This is a genomic window from Paenibacillus sp. DMB5, assembly GCF_001517085.1.
Classification (GTDB): domain Bacteria; phylum Bacillota; class Bacilli; order Paenibacillales; family Paenibacillaceae; genus Paenibacillus_AQ.
In genome coordinates this window covers 247,168-267,104 of the sequence record NZ_LRAC01000124.1, presented here as the reverse complement: position 1 = coordinate 267,104, position 19,937 = coordinate 247,168, and the positions used below count along the sequence as shown (strand labels likewise).

The window sequence follows — 19,937 nt, the reverse complement described above, 5'->3', positions numbered from 1 at the left end:
GGGACAATAAATTTAAATCATATAATTTAAAATTATATAATTAAACTTCTCTCTTTGGCAAACCTAAGCTTATACAGCCTCAGTTTCCAGCGGCTGAGTTGCCGCTAAGCTGTTCTCTCTTTCCCCGCTGCAATTCTTGTCGCCGGACTGGAGCGTAAGGCAGAATATGACCTCTGTCCCTCTCCCGGGCTCGGATTCAATCTTAATCCGGCCACTCATCAGCTCGACCAGTTTCCTGCAGATTGCAAGCCCAAGGCCAGTGCCGGGATAATGCCGGTTATGCGCCGCATCAAGCTGTGTAAAAGGCTGAAATAACAGCGGCAGCTTATCTGGCGAAATGCCGATACCGGTATCTTTAATTTTAAATGTATATTCACCCTCACCTGCTTGTGAACCGCTGTATGCCACTTCTACCGACACCATGCCGCCGGGAGTGAATTTAACCGCATTCCCGATCAGATTAACCAGGATCTGGCGGATTCTCACACTGTCGCCGCTTACCATTTCAGGAACATTTGCTGCTATCCCGAGCTTCAGCTCCAGCCCCTTCTCCTTGGCAGTAGCCTCGAACAGATTGGAGCATTCCCCGAGCAGTACCTGCAGCGGAAATACTTCGTTTTGCAGCTTCAGCCCGTCCGAGTCAAGCCGCGAAAAATCGAGCACATCATTGATTACACTGAGCAGCGCCTGACTGCTGTTGTACTGCAGCCGCAGCAGCTCCTGCAGCTCCTGATTGTCTATATCCTCGGTTAAAAGCTGATTGATGCCGATAATGCCGTTCAGCGGCGTACGGATCTCGTGACTCATGGTCGTCAGAAACTCGCTTTTCATCCGGTCAGCGCTTTCTGCCGCTTCCTTGGCGACAATCAGCTGCTGCTGGAATTGAATAAAGGCTGTAATGTCCTCAGCAACAAGATAAACCAGCTTCTGGGTGTCATGAACAAGCGGGAAAACGGTAGTGCTGCAGATCATGGTGCCGCCGTCCTTTAGACGGATTTCAAGCTCAAGCTTGGAGGAATACCCGTCCACTGCCCTTTTCACTGCTTCCTTAAGTGTAGCTTTATCCTTTGGGGTGCAGAGAATGCTATTATAATCGCTTAACTCTTCCTTTTGGTAGCCGGTCATATGCTGAAGTGAAGGGTTGGAGCTTATAACCTTTTTGCGGGCCGGATCAATACACAGCACCATGTCGGGACTGGATTCAAATAAAGCCGTGTAGCGCTGCTCATTAAAGCTTGCAGAGAACAGAACACGCTGCCGGTCCCTGTACAGAAGAATCAGAACCAGCGTTACAATCAGCAAAAACGAGCCTCCCAATAATACGCCCAGCAGTGAATCAGGCAGCAGCGGGACAGTTCCTGTATAATTAAAAGCGCTTGTATTCGAGAACGATACACCGGCCATGGCGGCATAGTGTGACCCGCTCAGGCACGCGGTAAGCACAAGTACAAGCAGTACTTTTTTGAGAGTGAACATATTATAAGGACCTGCGATCCAGCCTGGATTGTAGAAATAGGCAATCACCGGAACAACGAGGGCGAAGGCAAAGGAGGTTAGGATGGAGAGCAGGCTCTGCTCATAGTCTCCGTAAAATTTCATCGACAGAATGCCGCAATAGTGCATAATCACAAGGCCGCCGCTGAAGAGAACCCCGCCGAACGCCAAAAAAAACCGGCTGCGTGTAAAGGGGCTGCTGAAAAGCAGAAACAACGCGTAAGAAGCTGCAATCGGTACAAGCAGGGACAACAGCAGTAGCGGCAAGTCATAAGCCAAAGTCATTTCCGTCCGCATTGCCCGCATCCCGATAAAGTGCATACTCCACATGCCTGTGCCTAAAAAACAAGACAACATAAAGATGAATTTATGGCCTCTGCTCTCCCTAATCAGACGTTCTGCCAGATCAAGAGCGGAGAAGCAGGAAAGCAGCGCTATAACAACAGAAAAGAGCACCAGCAGGTCACGGTAATGATCCGGGTGTTGCAGCATGCGCTCCTCTCCTTTCTTTACTGAATATAACTAATGTATTTACACTACTTATACCCTCCAAGAAACAGCACGAATCGGCTAAATAATGGTATATTCTTACACCCGAAAGGATTTTTACAGACAAAAAAAGGCATAGCGCACAAATTATGCACCATGCCTCATAACACTAGAATTAAGCTCCTGCTTCCTCGGACAGAACCTGCAGCTTCAGCAGCTTGATCCGGGAAATACGTTTGTTCTCGGTTTCCTCCACGACAAACAGATGGCTGCCAAACTCGACGCTCTGGCCTTTTTGCGGAGGATTGACCTCAAGCTTGGAATACATCCAGCCTCCGACTGTATCATAGTCATCGGTCTCCATATGAAGTCCCAGCAAATCATTGATTTCTTCAATCAGCATGAGACCATCAATGGAGTATTCATCCTCCCCCAGCTTCTCGATGCCGGGACGCTCTTCGTCAAATTCATCCTGTATTTCCCCGACAATCTCTTCCATGATGTCTTCAAGGGTTACCATACCGGAGGTTCCGCCATACTCATCAATCAGAACCGCGATCTGCGTCTTTGCCCGCTGCATCACCTTCAGAAGGGCGCTAATCTGGATGGACTCCGGAACCGTTAGGATAGGACGTATCAAGTCGGAATAGTTAGGCGTATTGTCCCGGATCAGATCTTTGATATGAATGAATCCAAGGATATGATCCTTATCGCCGTCACAGACCGGATACCGTGTTCTCATGCCGTCAAAGGCAATTTCCAGGTTCTCCTCAACCGGAAGATGGCTGTTCAGGCAGATCATTTCGGTCCGGGGGATCATAATTTCCCGTGCCATGGTATCGGCAAATTCAAAAATATTGTCTACAAGGGTCATTTCGGTATTATCGATGAGCCCGCTCTTATTGCTCTCCTGCATAATGATGCGGATCTCTTCCTCGGTGTGCGCCGTAGCCAGCTCCGAAGCCGGTGACAGGCGGAAGATACGCAGCAGTCCCCGGGCCAATCCGTTCACGATCCAGATAAATGGATACATGATCCGGTAAAAGACATTCATGACCCCGGAGGTTAGCAGAAGTACCGCCTCCGCCTTGTTCACCGCAATCGTCTTCGGGGCGAGCTCACCGAGGACAATATGCAGAACCGTAATAAACATAAAAGCAATAATAAGTGAAATTACATAAACGGCTGCATCGCCAAAGCCTAAGCCTGTTACAAGCGGCCCAACAATCGTAGCAACAGCCGGCTCTCCAAGCCAGCCCAGGGCTAGCGAGGCAAGTGTGATGCCAAGCTGGCAGGCAGACAGATAAGCGTCCAGATTGTGCACGATGTTTTTAGCTGCGAGCGCTCTTTTGCTGCCTTCTTCAATCAGCGATTCAATGCGGCCGCTGCGTACCTTGACCATTGCATATTCAACCGAAACAAAAAAGCCGTTAAACAGCACAAGCAAAATAATGAGACCTACATGTAATATACCGGGTAAAGGGTCACTCAAATTATCCTCCTACCCACCGAGTCCTTGTTCGGCGGATAGGCCCACCTCCTTCGTTTGTTCAGAGTATCAGCCTGCGTCATTTCAGCTGTTCCTTTCATCATCAATTTCCCAATGTCTTCATCTCCCGACTACAATCACGAATGTTAAAGATATACTGTATTATAGTATTATCCGCAGCACAAAAACAGGTATTATTAGTGTAAAAATATGATTTCGTTGCCAATCCGTCATCTATGGTACTAGAAAACATAAAGAAAGACAGTCCCCGCCGCCGGGGATCTGCCTTCCGTATGAATAATGAGATTCGAGATTTAGCGGCAGTTACGCGTAGGCGGATTGCCGATAACACCCGGATACTGGTAAACGAGCGGCTCATCAAAGGTTGCATAGTCGAAATAGATCATCAGCAGCACAGTGCGCTGTCCGGTAACCGGATCACTGATGATGATATGATCGCGGCCGGCAGCTTCCAGCACGCCTTTGTAAACTTTGGCATTCCATTCTTTATTGTTTTCGTATGTGTAGTAGAACGTTCCGATCTTGCCAAGGTTCAGCCGGAAAATATTCTCGATATAGGATTGCTCAAAGACTGGCGCGGTTGTAGGCACTACTGCTCCGGTAGGAGTCATCGGGCTTCCGCTTGTAACCTGAGGGGGCATGGTGCTCACTGGGGGCATGGTGCTCATAGGGGGCATAGTGCTCACAGGGGCCATAGTTCCTGCAGGCTGCATTGAACCCATCGGCATCATGCTGCCCGAAGGATTGCTGCCGATCATATAAGTAACGGGACGGTAAGGTTGACTAATCATTTGTAAAAAACCTCCTAAGTAAATGTTGGCTCAAGGAGACAGCTTCGGCAATCCGTATTCGTTCAGCCAAGCTGTCTCCTGCAGCCCGTGATGCCTAAAATACAGCCGGGCAATCCTCAGCAGTCGGGGTAAAGAAGCAATGGGCCTTATAACGTCCGGTATTCTGCTGGTTATACCACTGCGCCGGACAGGCGCCGACAGGACGGAAGAACCAAAGTGCGTTAGTAGCAGGCCTGATTCTTTCACCAGCTATAACCCGCTTAGCCAGCCTGATGTCTGACTCTCTGGCCCGCTGGTAAAAGTAGCTCTTCTGCGGGGCCTCGAAGCCGCCCGGACTCTGATACACCATATCATTCACATTCCGGATGTTTTTGAAGTCCAGACAATTTCCGAGAATCCGGTTCACACCAACATTGCCGACCATGAGCATGCCGGAATCCCCATCCTCCTCCGCTTCCGCCCTCATCAGCCGTGCCAGCACCCTCACATCTTCCGAATTTGTTTTGATGACGGCCATGCTATCCTCCTCTTTGCACTTGCCGAGCTAAGGTCAGGCTCTGCGGCCCGCAACTTTCTATACCGGTCTGCAGTCATGACCCGCTGCGCAAGTCTCCACTTTTCTGTACTGCTCGCTGTATTGTATGTGCATCCGCCCAAGAGGTGACAGTCAGAGCCTAATTTCTTTCCGCCGTACCGTTACAGCATATCAAGGCTCATAGATCATTTTGCGGGTCATTCCGCCGTCAATCACCAGCTGTGCACCAGTGATGAAGTTATTCTCAGGCTCTGTAAGATACAGACATGCCCGGGCGATATCCTCAGGTCTGCCTACCCGGCCGACCGGATGCTGCTTATGATCAACCGGACGCAGCTCCTTGTAATCACCTGTCTCAATCCATCCCGGACTGATACAGTTCACTGTAATTCCGTCCTCACCTAAAGTAACAGCCATAGCATGCGTCAATGCCGAGATAGCTCCCTTGGAAGCCGCATAAGCTTCTGTATTCGGCTCAGACATCAGCGAGCGTGTAGAGGACAGATTGACGACAGCCCCGCCGTCAGGATTCATCCTCATGAATTTGGCTGCTTCCCGGGTCGCAAGAAAGACGCTGCGGGCATTTGTATTCAGCACCTTGTCCCATTCATCGGCGGACAGCTCATAGAATCCGGCAGAATGCGGATTGGCAATACCTGCATTATTAATTAGAATATCAACGGTCCCGAACTTGAACACCGTATGGGCAACCAGCGCTACAATATCCTCTTCCCTGCTGACATCACAGGGCACAAATTCAGCATGACCGCCTGCTGCAGTGATTTCCTCAGCGGCCGCTTGGCCTAGAGCAGCATCCAGCTCAGCCACCACTACCGTTGCTCCTTCAGCCGCGTAAGCCGCTGCAACCGCTCTGCCGATCCCCCGGCCGCGCCGGTGACAATAACGGTTTTATCTGCATATGTCATTAACACATCTCCTCCTTGTATTTGTAAATTGCGCATAATATAAATATCCCCCTGTTCCGGGAGTGGAAACAAGGGGATTGTACAGCAAATTCTGTTATATAGTAAACACGGTGCAGGATTAACATTTGCCTATACTCATTATTACGATCCATACTTACTCCGCAGTCGAGTAATGTGGATGGCGCTGAAAACCATGGTACCGGGTTCCCTGATAGGTTAACAGACCTCTGTCCCCTTCTGCGCTCATGCCGAATTCACTGCCGTCTACCTTAAACTCCATCCGTTTCCCGTCCTGCAGCTCATAAGTCAGATAATAAGTCGTGCTGGTCCGGCTGGACTGGCTGTCATCCTGCAGCTGCTGCTGGCGGACTTCACTGCGTTTACTGACAATACGGGCGGGGATAGTGAGCAGGGGAGAGCTGTTGTTCCGGCTCCACTGAAACAAGCCTCTGCCTGCAGATACCGCGACTATTCCAATCATAACCAGAAGGAAGATCGGTATTACCGTCCCGGTAAGATCGAACATCCAAGAAGGATCCGAGCCCATTCCCATGACTTATTCCCCCTTATTCCCCAAGTACTTGCCGCTTCCGGCGTGCCTGCCGGATGCTTCTGTACATGTATATGCCTCATCCTGTCATTACAGCATCACAAAAAACACAATTGTCCTGGTCCAAACAGCAAAAAAGACCACTCTGTCCTCAGTTATGAGAACGTATGTGGTCTTTGAGAGTGTATTGCTTCTCTATTCTATTATGCATGTACGAGATCAAGAAATTGTTTGGTTTCATTCTCTTCAGCCGGCATCATGCCGTTCTCAGCCCAGCAAGCTCTGCATTGTTCTTCTGTTTCACACAGGTGAGCGTCATCGCAGTTATAGCACAATTGCAGAAGGTTTCTAGTCACATAATCCGTTTCAAAAGTTTTCATTATAATCTCTCCTATTCGTGGATGAAAGTTTGTGAAAAAATGAACTTGTTTTCTATGTGTTAAATATATCACAAGCATTATTGTTTGTCATGTGATTTTTTTCACATTTTTAAGGAAAATTTAAAATACGTGATTTTGTTCATTTTTTAGACAAAGCCTCATCTAATATAACCGTTTAGTATAGCTCTCGTGTAATGAGGTCTTCACCTGTTCCGCACCGATGCCAGGCAGCTTTACATGATCCGCTATCATTTCCGGAATGTCAGGCAGACTCTCCTTGGCAGGCCAGGATTCCGGATTCCACAGGCGGGAACGCTTGAACGCTTTTGCACAATGGGTGTAGCATTCCTCTACTTCTATCATAATTCCGACCAGCGGTGTTCGGCCATGAGCCTCCATACTACGAAGCAGCTGCTCGTCCCGGATGACCGTTGCCCGCCCGTTAACCCGCAAGGTTTCCTCAAGCCCCGGTATCATAAAAATCAGCCCGGCCCGCGGGTTGGACAAAAGATTGATCAGCGAATCCATTCTGCGGTTACCGGGACGTTCGGGAATAACCAGACGGTGCTCATCCAGAACCAATACAAATCCGGGCGCATCCCCTCTGGGCGAAACATCGGCATGTCCCTCCTGATCCGAAGTAGCCAGCATGAGAATCGGAGACTGGGCGATAAAACGCCGGCAATGCTCATCAATGATTCCGATTACTTTATGCTGCACCAGCTCTCCCGGATATCCCAGTAATTCGCGCAGCTCCGCTTCCGTTTCAATGCTCTGATAGTCAGTCATAAGCTTCCTCCGTATGTAAATATTTCGCGAACAAATCTGCCTACCATTGTATCATAGCCTTGCTTCCAAATGAGCCTCCAGGCAAAAAAAGAAGACTGCACGCAGCAGCCTTCCTCTTACCAAATATTCGTAAAAGTGTTACATCACCCGCCAGCTGATCCCGCCGTTGGTAGTCTGCAGGAGGATAGACCTGCGGTCCTCCTCTTTCTGGATCAGCAGCCAGCCCACATCAGCGGATATGAACTGAAGCTTTACAATCTCCGGATATTCAAGAAGCTTCGATTGCAGAACACTGCTGGCCGCAGTCGGGTCCAGGTCTGGCCCTGGTTCAGGGTCTTGTAAATCAGGTTACCGCTTAACATCCATCCGGTTGAAGCATTAATAAACACTGGAGGAAGATAGCGGTTAATGCCAGTCTGGCTATTCAGCGCAAAATCAACAAACCTCCAGTTATCTCCCCCGTTTGCAGTAAAGTAACCGTTATAAGAGACGCTGTTTTGTTTGTCTGTCTGACAGGCTGCCGGCAGGAAGCCGGTTGTATTGTCACCGCCGAAAAACTCCGGTTCTCCGGTAATAACCTTGTCACAGCCTTTCCACTCTTCATTTACCAGGATCTCCTGCCCCGGATGCCAGGTCGCACCGCTGTCGCTGGTCATATAGATTTTGGGCAGCGCACCGGTCTGCAGGGTAACCAGTCCGTGGGTCGAATTCTTAAAGATCATTCCGGTCACAATTCCGGCCATCGGAATCGTATTATTCGGCAGGTTCGGATTATACTGTTCATTCTGCATAACCATGGTCCAGGTTGCCCCGCCATCCTTGGTGGCATAAAGTGCTTTGCTGGATTTCGTGGTATTGGCATCCCAGGAGGTCATCAGCCAGCCGGACTGAGGAGAGCTGAAATAGATTGACGACACATTATTGGAATCCGGAAAAGAAGATACCCTCCAGCTCTGGCCGCCGTCAGTTGTCCGCAGGACAACCGTTTCCGTCATGCCAAAGGCGCTGCGGATAATCCAGCCGTTATCCGGATCAGTGAAAAAGATTTCTTCACCGTAAACCGGATTAGCCATAAACTGGACATTGGTCGAGGGCGAGATATTTACCCAGGTTCCGCCATTGTCCATGGTCATGTAGATCCGCAGTTCCTTTTTGGTCACACCCCACGCAAGCCCTACCGATTCATTCAGCAGCCGGAAATCCGTCAGACGGGTCTGGATCTGATATTTCGGTGTGCTCTCATTGGTTACATTTTTGGCATCGCCGGGTGTAATCAGCGTGATCGTCTGCCCTTCCTCCGGTGCTTCGGTCGGCTGGGGCGGCAGGGTAGGCACTGGCGCCGGGGACGAAGAGCAGGCCGAGAGAATCAGCAGGATGAAGAGAAAAGCAGCGGCCATTCTCAGCGTCTTATAGCCTGCAGTTATGGATGACAACGCCCTCTCTCCTTTCGTAAAGCTTTATTTCTTATACAGTTTACTGTTCTTGTATCCGTACAGCCAGTAGATCAGAAGTCCAAGAATCAACCAGATGATAAAGCCGGTCCAGGTTTCCCTGCCCAGATTATACATCAAATATCCGCAGGCCGCCGCACTTAACAGCGGAATGACCGGTACCCAAGGCACTCTGAACCCCCGCTTCAGATCAGGATGCGTACGGCGCATCACAATAACTCCCAGTGAAACGACGAGGAATGCGAACAGCGTACCTATGCTTGTCAAATCAGCCAGGCGGTCAAGCGGAACAAAGCCGGTAAACACGGCAATGATTCCGCCGACCATCCAGGTGCTCCGCACCGGAGTCTGTGTTTTGGGATTAACTTTGGCCAGACTTTCAGGAAGCAGCCCGTCCCGTGAAATGGCGAACAGCAGACGAGTCTGTCCGAACAGCAAAACCAGCAGGACTGTAGTCATCCCTGCTATGGCTCCGACAGAGATCAGACCAGCGATCATGTTTTGATCAACAAACCGCAGAGCGAAGGACACCGGGTCGCTGACATTTAGGTTCTGATAAGGCACAATACCGGTCAGCACAAGCGATACTGAAATATAAAGGACTGTACAGATGGCCAGTGATGAAATAATCCCGATCGGCAAATCACGCTGCGGGCGCTTAACCTCCTCAGCAGCAGTCGATAAGGCATCAAAGCCGATGTAGGCAAAAAATACGGTTGCCGCCCCGTTCACTACCCCGTGGAAACCATATGGAAGAAAAGGCGTCCAGTTCTCCGGTTTAACATAGAATATTCCGGTAAAGATGAACAGCAGGACTACAGCCAGCTTCACCACAACCATAATGGCATTGAACCGTGCCGTTTCTTTAACGCCGCGGGTCAGCAAATAGGAAATCAGCAGGATAATAACCACGGCGGGCAGGTTGATAAAAGTTCCTTTGTCCGCATTATAAGCCCCGGACAGCGCCGTGGGCAAATGGATTCCGAAGCCGTCAAGCAGCCCCTGAAAATAACCGGACCAGCCGCTGCTGACCGCCGCTGCCGCGACCCCGTACTCGAGCACCAGATCCCAGCCGAGAATCCAGGCCAGCAGCTCTCCAAATGCAACATAGCTGTAAGCATAGGCACTCCCGGATACCGGAAGTGTGGAAGCGAACTCGGAATAGCAAAGTGCGGACAGCACACAGGCGATTCCCGCGAGCACGAAGGAAAGCACCAGTCCGGGACCAGCATGCTCGGCAGCAGCAACCCCTGTCATAACAAAAATACCGGTACCTATGATCGCACCAACCCCCAGGGCAGTGAGATCAAGGGCTCCCAGGGTTTTGCTGAGCTTGCCGGCATCGTCACTCAGGGGTGCAGCCAGCGGTTTTTTGCGGAATAAATCCATACTTCTTTTCTCTCCTGTCAATAATAATGATGTTGCTCAATGACGAGTGGTCAGCAGGCCTATAACAAAGCCTCAGCCGGATAGCAGACTCATTTCTGCCAAAAGTTGTTGTTAGCATGCCCGCTTCCGGGGTAATGGATTAAAAACAGGATGCTTGAAAACACTACATTTAACGATTATGATGGTTAAGATTGGACACAAAAAATTCGAATTTCGGAGGAGATGTATCAATGGCCCCCCCATTTAAGCCCAATCGTGTCGTAGTCATCGGCACCGGTGCAGTAGGAACAACAACTGCCTATACCCTGCTGCTTCGCAGACGTATGCAAGAATTAGTACTAATAGATGTCAATCATCAGAAGGCACTTGGAGAAGCGCTGGACATGAATCACGGCATGCCGTTTGTCGGCGGCGTGAAGTTATGGGCAGGAACCTATGAAGATTGCCGGGAAGCGGATATCATTATCGTAACCGCCGGCGCATCGCAGAAGCCGGGCGAAACCCGGATTGATCTGCTGCGAAAGAACATCTCCATTTTCAAAGACATCATCCAAAAAATCACCAAATACAATCATCATGCCATCCTGCTGATTGCCACGAATCCGGTGGACATTCTGGCTTATGCCACCCTGAAGATCAGCGGCTTTGACCGCAGACGCGTCATCGGTTCGGGTACAGTGCTGGACAGCGCACGGTTCCGGTACCTGATCGGTAAGCATAAGGAAATCGATCCGCGCAGCATTCACGGACAGATTATCGGTGAGCACGGGGATTCCGAGCTGCCGGTATGGAGTCTCGCCAATATTGCCGGGACCGATCTGGGCTTCGATGAAGCTGAACGCCAGGATATTTTTGAAGACACCAAAAATGCCGCCTATGAAATTATAGACGCCAAAGGCTCCACGTCCTACGCGATTGCGCTGGCGCTGGACCGGATTGTCGTTTCCATTCTTGATAACGAAGGCGCTGTGCTCAATGTCTCGACCCTGCTTAACAATTACAATGGAGTTTCCGATGTGTTCCTCGGTGCGCCATGTGTCGTTGACCGCTCCGGCGTACGCGAAGTTCTGGACCTGCCGCTCAATGAGGAGGAACAGGCCTTGTTCCAGAAATCTGCGGACAAGCTGAAATCAGAGATTTCCAAGCTCGAGCTGTAAGTTAATATCCCCGGTTATTAACAAAGGGCTATCTCCCGGTCGCATTACTCGGACCGGAAGATAGCCCTTGTTGTATGCAGCCCCGCACACAACAGAATCCGTCCTTCAGCGGGGTTTGCGAATCGCCGCAGCCAAAGGACGGAGTTTACTTACCATGTCATTTTGTTAATATAACATGAAACATTTTTGCCTGACAATGAATTAAATATCATGGTTGCGATTACCAGTTTACCGGATTACAGGACGCTTATAGTAGTCTCTTAAAACCTGCTCCGCTTCTTTGCCGTAAATGTCAAATCCGACGTTAGCAGCAGCTTCTTCTGCCGGATACAGCTTGGTGCTCCAGTCCCACCAGAAGAAACCGGCAAACCAGGATTCGTCCCAGAATGTCTCCAGCGCCGACCGGTAGAAATTCGCCTGCTCCTGCTGGGAAACGGGAAGCTCCTTATGCGAGAAATCCCAAGGCATGGTTGCACAGCCCAGCGCACTGCGGCAGCCGATTTCGATAAAGACCAGCGGCTTGCCGAACCGTTCAGATAGTGCCTTCAGCCGCGGCTTCTGCTGCTCCCAGGAGGCCCGCATATTCTCGAAGGTATCCCCCGGAACTGAAGCTACCGGATAATAGGCACTTGTTCCGATATAATCCACTTCGTCGAGCCATTCGATCCCTTCCTCTTTTCCGTGATTGGCATTGTATACGATCGGTCCGGTGTATAAGCCTTTGACCTCACTGATCAGATTGCGCCACTCTGTCTCCCTCGACTCTGTAGCCACCATCTCACAGCCGATGCAGAACAACTCACACTCCAGCTCCTCCGCCAGCTCAGCATAATGCTTAATAAAGTTAGTATAGGATTTGAACCAGGCTGCCCAGTAAACGTCGCCATCCTCAGGAAAGCCGATCCGCGCCCGCCATATCCCGTCCCTGGAATTAACCACAGGTTTAAGGCAGACTTTCAGTCCCAGCTGCTTGGCAAGCTTCACGGTATGCTCAATATCCCGGTCGGTCATCGTATATCCGTAGTCAAAATAAATCTCTGTGGAATGCACCGTATCCTGCCATGTCCAAAAGGAAAGCGCAATCCATTCACTTCCCGTTTCCGCCAGTTTTCTAAGAGAATCCTCGGCATAGGGCTGTCTGTACGCCCCTCTGGTTGATTCCCAGCCATAAGTCATTCCTTTAAAAAATGTTTCGTTCACCGCTGTATCCTCCCATTGATAAAGTCATCAGCTTCTCTCCGCTGTATAACATTTATAATACTGTCTATCTTTTGTTAGGATAATTGAAAAACAAAATAATAACAAGTTATAATTAAAGAAAACTTTATACTAACAAATACTCGTGCTGCTGGAACGCAAAAAAACCGTGGACGTACACGTCCTCCGGCTGATAAAAGTTATGGTTGTAGCGAAAAATAAGCTGTACTCTGCCTTGTATGATTAAAAATTCAGTTACTCCGTAATTGCTGCTTCCTTTACCGGTATGCTAATCTCAAGTTTAGCCATCGCCTCTTCCTTCTCCCGGCTCGTAATGTGCGTATAGACAGTCGTTGTCTGAATCGAAGAATGACCCAGCAGCTCCTGTACCGTGCGCAAATCTGCTCCCTTGCGCAGCAGCATGGTAGCGAAGGAATGCCGCAGCTTATGGCTTGAATACGGCCGGCGGTGCGCCTCGGGCACACTCTGCTGGAAACGCTCAAACGTACCGGCTGCGATGCCCTGAATCCCGCGGATCGAAAGCCTCCGGCCTTTTTGCGAGATAAACATCGCTTCCTCCTTGCTGCGCCACGGTGACAACCGCCCGGCAATCGCTTCCTCCAGATACGGGGCGACAGCATCCGGAACCGGGACATTCCGCCATTTGCGCCCTTTACCAAACACACGAAGCGAACGCCGGTCCGGACTGTAATCATTAAGATTAAGCGTATGCACTTCTCCTACCCGTAGTCCCATGTACGACATTAACAGGAAGACTGCCAGGTTGCGGCTACGGTATTTACCGCTGACCGCTGATAAAAACTGCTGCAGATCGCCTTCATCCAGATAAACCGGCTCACGGTTTTTTTCGGTTTTGGATTTTTTAATGCCTGCCGCAGGGTTAACAGTAAGCAGCTCCAGCTCAATCAGTGCCCGGAACAGGCAGTTAATAGACGCATGCTTGCGGTTACGTGTTGAGTCGCTGACTCCCCGCTCACGTACAGAGGTCAGATACGAGACAACATGCAGCTTTTTGACGGACTCCAGCCGTTTGCCGTTAAGCCCGTTCAGAAACTCCCGTACATCCGCCAGATAAGATTTCTGCGTGTACGCCGTAAATCCGGCATCCTTCATCCAGATCAGAAAAGCCTCCAGCTCCTCTTCATAATCATTCTCGTATTCAGTCACTGCTGTTCACCTCCGTTATTGCGCCATTTGGCTGCATGGTTCTGAACCATCTGCAAAAACTGCTTCAGTGCAGGTGACATCCACTTTTTGTTATGATAAACGATTTGTGTAGCTACCCGCTGGGATTCATCATTCCAGTTCAGCCGTGCCAGCTTGCCTTCCGCAAGCTCGTTTCGGACCGTAATCAGCGGCAGGAAGGATATGCCCAGACCGGACATCACACACTGCTTGATCGCTTCGATGCTCCAGAATTCAAGATTCGGATCAGGAAAAACGCCATGGCTGTTGAGATGACGCTCAAATAATATACGGTAGGTACAGCCTGTCTCTGTATGCAGGATCGTTTGATCCTTGAGATCAAGCGGAACCACCTCCTTCAGACGTACAAGCGGATGATCGAGCGGCGCAACCAGGGTCATAGCCTCATGAATCAGAGTTTCGCAGATTAAGTCCTTATATTCCGTTTCGGGCTGAAGCAGAAAAGCAAGATCAAGCTCTCCGGTACGGACGAACTCGGTCAGCTCCCAGCAGGCTCCCGGCTTGAGGGTAATCTGCACCTTCGGATGGCTGCCGCGGAATTCCTTGATAATTCCCGGCAGGCGAAAAGCAGCCAGCGATTCCGGTGCACCAATGCGCAGCACGCCTGACAGCTCTGTTTCGGAGCGCAGCGCATCCTGAGCCAGGGCATGCATCCGGGAGATTTCCTGGGCATAGGGCAGCAGGCGGCGCCCGGCATCGGTCAGAATAATTTTTTTGCTGATCCGGTCAAATAAAGGCTGGCCCAGCTCTGTTTCCAGCGCCTGAATCTGCGCCGTAATACTTGATTGCGCATAGTCCAGCTTCTGAGCGGCCCTCGTAAAGCTGCCAGCCTCGACTACAACCAGAAAGGTGAATAAATGCCGTGATTCCATAAATCGCTTGCCGGCCTCCTATCGGTATTTTGAATGGATATCATTTAATAATTCCGTTTTTCCAATGGATCCATTATCTGATACTCTATACATAAATACAAGGAAAGCGGGACAATTAGATGAAGCAAAATCATTCCTTACAACGTAATATCGGCATGCCGCAGGCCATTGCCCTCTATATTGGAGCCGTGCTCGGATCAGGGGTGCTGATCGTGCCCGGCCTGGCGGCAGAAATGGCCGGACCGGCATCCCTGCTGGCCTGGGGCTTCATGACCCTTCTCATTCTTCCGCTGGCGTTGTCGATGGGACTGCTGTCGGCCAAGTATCCAAACGCCGGCGGAGTCTCTCATTTCGTCACTTTGGCCTTCGGGCCGCGGGCCGGGGCAATGGTCGGCTGGTTCTTCCTGATGTCCGTCCCAATCGGCGGACCGGTAGCTGCCTTGACGGGAGCAGGCTATATGACTGCCGCGATGGGCTGGGGTGACGGGGCAAGAATTGCCCTGGCCTCAGCTATGCTGGCAGTTGGACTGATTACGAACTGGATCGGGATGCAGGTGGCCGGCAAAGTGCAAATCGCCGTCGTGATCGCAATTGTCTCCGTGCTGGTCTTCTCATTCGCTGCAGCGCTTCCCCGGATGGAAAGTGCACATTTTACCCCATTTATGCCTCACGGCTGGACCAGCATCGGGCAAGCCGCGGCGATATTGTTCTGGTGCTTTATCGGCTGGGAAGCGGTCTCCCATCTGTCCGAAGAATTTAAAGATCCGCAGCGGGCGGCCATTAAAGGTGTGACCGTTGCTGCGGTTATTGTAGGGGTACTGTACTTCCTGTCTGCGCTGGCGACAGTCGGCACACAAAGCTATCTGCGCGGCGGCGCCGACTCCTCACTAGTCTGGATCATCAGCCAGCCGCTGGGAGCATGGGGCGGATTTATCGCCGGACTTACGGGGATGTTCATCTGTACTGCGACCATCATCGCTTACACCAGTGCCGCTTCGCGCGTGGCTTTTGCTTTAGCCCGCCAGGGCTATGCGCCACGGTGGATGAGCCGTCTGTCAGCACGGTATCAGACACCATCGGGTGCCACGATGTTCCTGTTGGGCTGTTATGCTGTGGTACTATTCCTTTACGGAAGCGGACTGCTGTCTATTACCACCCTGATCCAGTTTCCGAACGCCACCTTTATTCTGACCTACATAGGAGGCTGTGCCGCAGGCATCCGGCTGCTGAAAGGCAGCCGGCTCGGCGTAACAATCAGCTGGATTTCTTTCATCGCTACTGTGGCCGTATTTCCATTTACCGGCTGGGCGATTGGCTACCCGGTTGTAATTGTAGCCTGCTTCACCGCCATTGTCTGGCTCCGGAACAGCCGCAGCTCTTTACCTGATCTGCCTGAGAAGGAAACTCAACAGAACAAGTCCAATGTTATCTGATTCAAATGTGAATGGGTGCAATTGCCACACATAAAAAGGCCGCGAAATCCCAATCTATAGGGAATCGCGGCCTTTAATATTCGTCCCAAGCTATCTAACTTCAACAGCAAACACCGCCGAGGTCTGATTCAAAGTGTGGTATAGACTGATGTTTTAGTAAAAAAGTTACTTTTTAACCTTTCTTCAACAGTGTCTTTGCTTTACCGGCTTATGTGAATCGTTTCAGACTGTCCGCATCGGGTTATGGATGGAAGAGAGCATACCATTATTCATAACGAGAAGGAGAGATAAACATATGTCTGATTATAACAAAATCGTACTTGAGCCAGCAGCCCTGCAATTTGCGAATGATAACTCGGAGCCTCCTTTTCTGCCTGACCTTGGTCCGGAAAAAGGCCGGGAAACGGTTAACAGTGTTCAGTCAGGCGAAATAGATAAACCAGCGGTCGACATTCAGGACCTTACCGTCTCTGGCGGTCCCGGCGGTAGTGTGCCCGTGCGGATTATCCGTCCGCTGAACAGAGTCGGTGACGACCTGCCGGTCATCCTCTATATTCATGGCGCCGGCTGGGTGTTCGGCAACAGTCACACCCATGACCGGCTCATCCGTGAGCTTGCAGTCGGTGCTGAAGCTGCAATCGTTTTTCCTGAATACAGCCTGTCCCCGGAAGCTAAATACCCTACTGCTATTGAAGAAATCTATGCCGTTCTGGAGTGGATTTCAAAGAGTGGCGGTAAAAGTGGGCTGGACAGCGGTAATGTGACCGTAGCCGGTGACAGTGTCGGCGGAAATATGACAGCTGCCATTACCCTGATGGCTAAGGAGCGCGGCGGACCAAAGATCGCCAAGCAGCTGCTGTTCTATCCGGTAACGGATGCAGCATTTGATACGGAATCGTATCATCTGTTCGCAGAAGGCTATTTCCTGCAGCGTACAGGAATGCAATGGTTCTGGGATCAATATACAACTGACCCCGAAGAACGGGCGCAGATCACCGCCTCTCCCCTTCGGGCCAGTCTGGAGCAGCTGAGCGGTCTGCCGGAAGCGCTGATTATTACCGGAGAAGCAGATGTGCTGCGTGATGAAGGCGAAGCCTATGCCAATAAGCTGCGCGAAGCCGGAGTGCCTGTAACAGCAGTGCGATTCCAGGGCATCATCCATGACTTCGTGATGCTGAATGCAATGGCAGATACCGAAGCGAAAAAAGGCGCCCTGATGCTGGCAACTGCCTGGCTGAAGAGCTAAATCTCTCTTTATACAAGTGATTCGTATACAGGACAAAGACAAGCCCGCATTCGGAGAATAATCCGTGCGGGCGTGTTGCAATATTTTTAATACTCTTTTTGTGATTTATTAGATATTATTTCCTGAAAGAGTATATAGGAGGATCTGCCTGATGAGTAAATATTGGAATCACACTACCCGCTCATTGACTCCATATGTGCCGGGAGCTGATTGAGGCCATTGCCAAAGCCAGAAAAGTAAGTACAGATCAAGTTTTTGTTGGCAATGGGTCAGATGAGATACTGGCCTTTGCGTTTCAGGCTTTTTTTGATAAAGCTCGCCCTGTCTGCTTTCCTGATATTACCTACAGCTTCTATCCCGTTTATGCTGAACTTTATAAAATTCCATACACACTCATTCCCCTTAACGAAGATTTCACTATACCCGTAACACACTTTGCTGCTCAAAACAGCAGTATCATCATTGCCAATCCTAATGCGCCAACGGCGCTTGCCCTGAGCATAGAGGACATTCGGATTCTGCTCACTGCCAATACAGAACACATTGTAATCGTAGATGAAGCGTATATCGATTTTGCCGGTGAATCTTTAGTCTCCCTGGTGGACGAATTTCCCAACCTGCTTGTTATACACACTCTTTCCAAATCGTATGCCCTGGCCGGCTTGCGTGTAGGTTATGCTATCGGAAATCCTCAGCTAATCGAAGGACTGAACCGCGTCAAAAACTCATTCAATTCTTATACCTTGGATAGACTTGCTTTGGCTGGAGCGCAAGCGGCTATTAACGATGAAGATTACTATAAGCAAACAGTTAGCAGAATCATCCATACCCGAAATGAAACGATACGCAAGCTTACAGCAATGCATTTCTATGTCACGGATTCAAAGTCTAATTTCATCTTTATTTCCCACCCCGCTGTAGGGGCAAAATACATCTTTGAACAGCTTCGCAATGCGGGAATTCTGATCAGACATTTTGATCGGCCAAAGATTGACAACTATCTGAGAATCAGCATCGGGACGAATGAGGAAATGGAAGCAACAGCTGCGCAGTATTATTTATGAAGATAGGAAGGATAGATAAAGATACCTTTATCAAAAAAAGTGGCAGCCAAGAACGAAATACGTCCCCACTGCCACATTTTTGGCCGTTATTTTCTCTGGGTATAAAATTCCGCAGCCTTCACCAGCATATCCTTCAATGAACCGAAGGAGGTTGTTTGGTTCACATGCTCATTCAGCTGATCCTGGGGCAGGGATTTCAGGTCCTCCGCTGAGGAGCCCGTAAAGCCGCCGCTCTGCAGCAGCTCCTTCAGAGACTGAAACGGGGTGAATTGTTGCAGGAACGAGCTGGACAGCAGCTGGTCGACCGGCAGCTTTTGTAACAGCTGATCCAGCGGAAGCTGGTCAAGCGGAAGCTTTTGCAGCAGCTCGCCGATATTACCGTCTTTGACTGAATTCATAAGGCCCTGAACCTTATCGCCCAGTCCTCCGAGATTAAAGCTCATGATTGTTCCTCCTCTGAGTTGTTGATGCTTCTTTATTACCCTGATTCTATAATTACGAATAAAAGGTAACATATTATTTATTATGTTAACTTATTTAGTCAGAAACTAATCACCTTCTCTAGGGGGCAATAAAGTATAATAGCTATTAAAGAGCCTATCCCTATTGTCATAAATTACTGCTTGCACTGTCCATTAACATTGAATCAGGAGCCTTATAATATGCCCTTAACCTTTGCACACCCGGCAATCATTCTACCTTTCTCCCGTAAAAGCACTTATGTACACTTTACTGCCATGGTCCTTGGAAGCATGTCACCGGATTTCGAGTATTTTGTCAGAGGCAGGCCTGTCGCCGAGATTGGCCATACCTTCACTGGATTTCTTGTGTTCAATCTGCCGCTGGTTGCGGTCATCTGTCTGGTCTATCATTATTTTGTTCACCGGACTTTAATGAGCCATCTGCCGCATTTTCTTCAAGACACTTACACACATAGAACAGCTGCAAGTCCTGTAACCCGGATATTCGTCTTCATCTATTCAGCACTCTTCGGCATGCTTACGCATGTGGCCTGGGATGCCTTCACCCACAAGCAGGGGTTTATGGTGACTAAATTTCCGGGATTGTTTAACCACATCTTCAGTGTCTACGGCCATGATATCCCTTTATACAAATTCCTGCAGCATGGCAGCACAGTATTCGGGCTTAGTCTGATTTTCGGATACCTGGTTCTCAGGAGCCGTTCCGTTAAGCAGGAGCCTTCCAGCAAATCCGTTAAGCAAAAATATCTTTTCTGGTCCTCCGTATGCCTGTTGGCCGGTTTCCTTTTGCTCCTCTGGTATTTCGCTGCTCCAGTGTCCTTGTCAAGCTATGGCGTACATGTGGTAAGGATCGTTGATGCCTGGTGTCTGGGCCTCCTCGGTGTCTGCCTGTTCCCCAAATACCGCCAGAACCGGATCAGCAGCACATAAAACCAACATAAACAGGACTTCCGTC

The 19,937-nt window shown here is 50.0% G+C and carries 18 protein-coding genes and 1 pseudogene; 5 read left to right on the top strand and 14 right to left on the bottom strand.

Translation table 11 applies throughout. The annotated features are described in order from the left end of the window. Positions 1-69 precede the first annotated feature (69 nt). From AWJ19_RS16020 to AWJ19_RS15980, 10 genes and pseudogenes are all read right to left on the bottom strand, one after another. Positions 70-1,986, bottom strand: coding sequence for an ATP-binding protein (locus tag AWJ19_RS16020; RefSeq protein WP_068725154.1), 1,917 nt, complete (start codon positions 1,984-1,986; stop codon positions 70-72). A 172-nt stretch (positions 1,987-2,158) separates the two neighbouring features. Then, positions 2,159-3,475, bottom strand: coding sequence for a hemolysin family protein (locus tag AWJ19_RS16015; RefSeq protein ID WP_068725152.1), 1,317 nt, complete (start codon positions 3,473-3,475; stop codon positions 2,159-2,161). Between the two features lie 311 nt (positions 3,476-3,786). After that, the gene (gene gerQ / locus AWJ19_RS16010; protein ID WP_241781775.1) at positions 3,787-4,188 is read right to left on the bottom strand and encodes a spore coat protein GerQ; all 402 of its coding nucleotides are present in this window, start codon (positions 4,186-4,188) and stop codon (positions 3,787-3,789) included. Between the two features lie 190 nt (positions 4,189-4,378). Then, positions 4,379-4,801: a cell wall hydrolase gene (locus tag AWJ19_RS16005; RefSeq protein WP_068725150.1), complete on the bottom strand. Its 423-nt coding sequence runs from the start codon at positions 4,799-4,801 to the stop codon at positions 4,379-4,381. Between the two features lie 189 nt (positions 4,802-4,990). Beyond that, a pseudogene (locus AWJ19_RS16000) lies at positions 4,991-5,745 on the bottom strand (glucose 1-dehydrogenase). Between the two features lie 154 nt (positions 5,746-5,899). Continuing rightward, entirely contained in the window at positions 5,900-6,292 is a 393-nt protein-coding gene (locus AWJ19_RS15995; RefSeq protein WP_068725307.1) for a DUF2500 domain-containing protein, read from the bottom strand. A gap of 206 nt (positions 6,293-6,498) precedes the next feature. Beyond that, entirely contained in the window at positions 6,499-6,675 is a 177-nt protein-coding gene (locus AWJ19_RS35900) for a hypothetical protein (protein WP_167360582.1), read from the bottom strand. A gap of 162 nt (positions 6,676-6,837) precedes the next feature. Then, a complete protein-coding gene (locus AWJ19_RS15990; protein ID WP_068725149.1) occupies positions 6,838-7,464 on the bottom strand; it encodes a pyridoxamine 5'-phosphate oxidase family protein in 627 nt (208 codons plus the stop codon). Between the two features lie 251 nt (positions 7,465-7,715). Continuing rightward, positions 7,716-8,897, bottom strand: a complete 1,182-nt coding sequence (locus AWJ19_RS15985) for a hypothetical protein (protein ID WP_082707922.1) — start codon at positions 8,895-8,897, stop codon at positions 7,716-7,718. Positions 8,898-8,921: 24 nt separating this feature from the next. Beyond that, positions 8,922-10,304 carry an amino acid permease gene (locus AWJ19_RS15980; protein ID WP_068725147.1) on the bottom strand — a complete coding sequence of 461 codons (1,383 nt, stop codon included), beginning with the start codon at positions 10,302-10,304 and terminating at the stop codon, positions 8,922-8,924. A 230-nt stretch (positions 10,305-10,534) separates the two neighbouring features. On the opposite strand from AWJ19_RS15980, the gene AWJ19_RS15975 reads away from it, so the two are divergent. Further along, a complete protein-coding gene (locus AWJ19_RS15975) occupies positions 10,535-11,461 on the top strand; it encodes an L-lactate dehydrogenase (protein WP_068725145.1) in 927 nt (308 codons plus the stop codon). A 228-nt stretch (positions 11,462-11,689) separates the two neighbouring features. Here the strand turns inward: AWJ19_RS15975 and AWJ19_RS15970 are convergent, their stop codons facing one another. The 3 genes from AWJ19_RS15970 to AWJ19_RS15960 form a co-directional block, all read right to left on the bottom strand. Further along, positions 11,690-12,661 (bottom strand): glycosyl hydrolase family 53, encoded by a 972-nt coding sequence (locus AWJ19_RS15970; RefSeq protein WP_068725143.1) that lies wholly within the window; start codon positions 12,659-12,661, stop codon positions 11,690-11,692. 252 nt (positions 12,662-12,913) lie between these two features. Beyond that, the gene (locus AWJ19_RS15965) at positions 12,914-13,846 is read right to left on the bottom strand and encodes a tyrosine-type recombinase/integrase (RefSeq protein WP_068725141.1); all 933 of its coding nucleotides are present in this window, start codon (positions 13,844-13,846) and stop codon (positions 12,914-12,916) included. Next, positions 13,843-14,757 (bottom strand): LysR family transcriptional regulator, encoded by a 915-nt coding sequence (locus tag AWJ19_RS15960; protein WP_068725139.1) that lies wholly within the window; start codon positions 14,755-14,757, stop codon positions 13,843-13,845. Before AWJ19_RS15960 ends, AWJ19_RS15965 begins: the two co-directional genes overlap by 4 nt. Positions 14,758-14,876: 119 nt before the next feature. On the opposite strand from AWJ19_RS15960, the gene AWJ19_RS15955 reads away from it, so the two are divergent. The 3 genes from AWJ19_RS15955 to AWJ19_RS15945 all read left to right on the top strand — a co-directional run bounded on the left by AWJ19_RS15955 (position 14,877) and on the right by AWJ19_RS15945 (position 18,500). Then, positions 14,877-16,190: an amino acid permease gene (locus AWJ19_RS15955; protein WP_068725137.1), complete on the top strand. Its 1,314-nt coding sequence runs from the start codon at positions 14,877-14,879 to the stop codon at positions 16,188-16,190. Between the two features lie 295 nt (positions 16,191-16,485). Then, on the top strand, positions 16,486-17,436 hold the full coding sequence (locus AWJ19_RS15950) for an alpha/beta hydrolase (RefSeq protein ID WP_068725135.1): 951 nt from the start codon (positions 16,486-16,488) through the stop codon (positions 17,434-17,436). 194 nt (positions 17,437-17,630) lie between these two features. After that, a complete protein-coding gene (locus AWJ19_RS15945; protein ID WP_347231123.1) occupies positions 17,631-18,500 on the top strand; it encodes a histidinol-phosphate transaminase in 870 nt (289 codons plus the stop codon). An 86-nt stretch (positions 18,501-18,586) separates the two neighbouring features. Here the strand turns inward: AWJ19_RS15945 and AWJ19_RS15940 are convergent, their stop codons facing one another. After that, a complete protein-coding gene (locus AWJ19_RS15940; RefSeq protein WP_068725133.1) occupies positions 18,587-18,943 on the bottom strand; it encodes a hypothetical protein in 357 nt (118 codons plus the stop codon). 219 nt (positions 18,944-19,162) lie between these two features. Between AWJ19_RS15940 and AWJ19_RS15935 the strand changes: the two genes are divergently transcribed. Beyond that, the gene (locus AWJ19_RS15935) at positions 19,163-19,912 is read left to right on the top strand and encodes a DUF4184 family protein (protein WP_068725131.1); all 750 of its coding nucleotides are present in this window, start codon (positions 19,163-19,165) and stop codon (positions 19,910-19,912) included. The last annotated feature ends 25 nt before the right edge of the window (positions 19,913-19,937 follow it).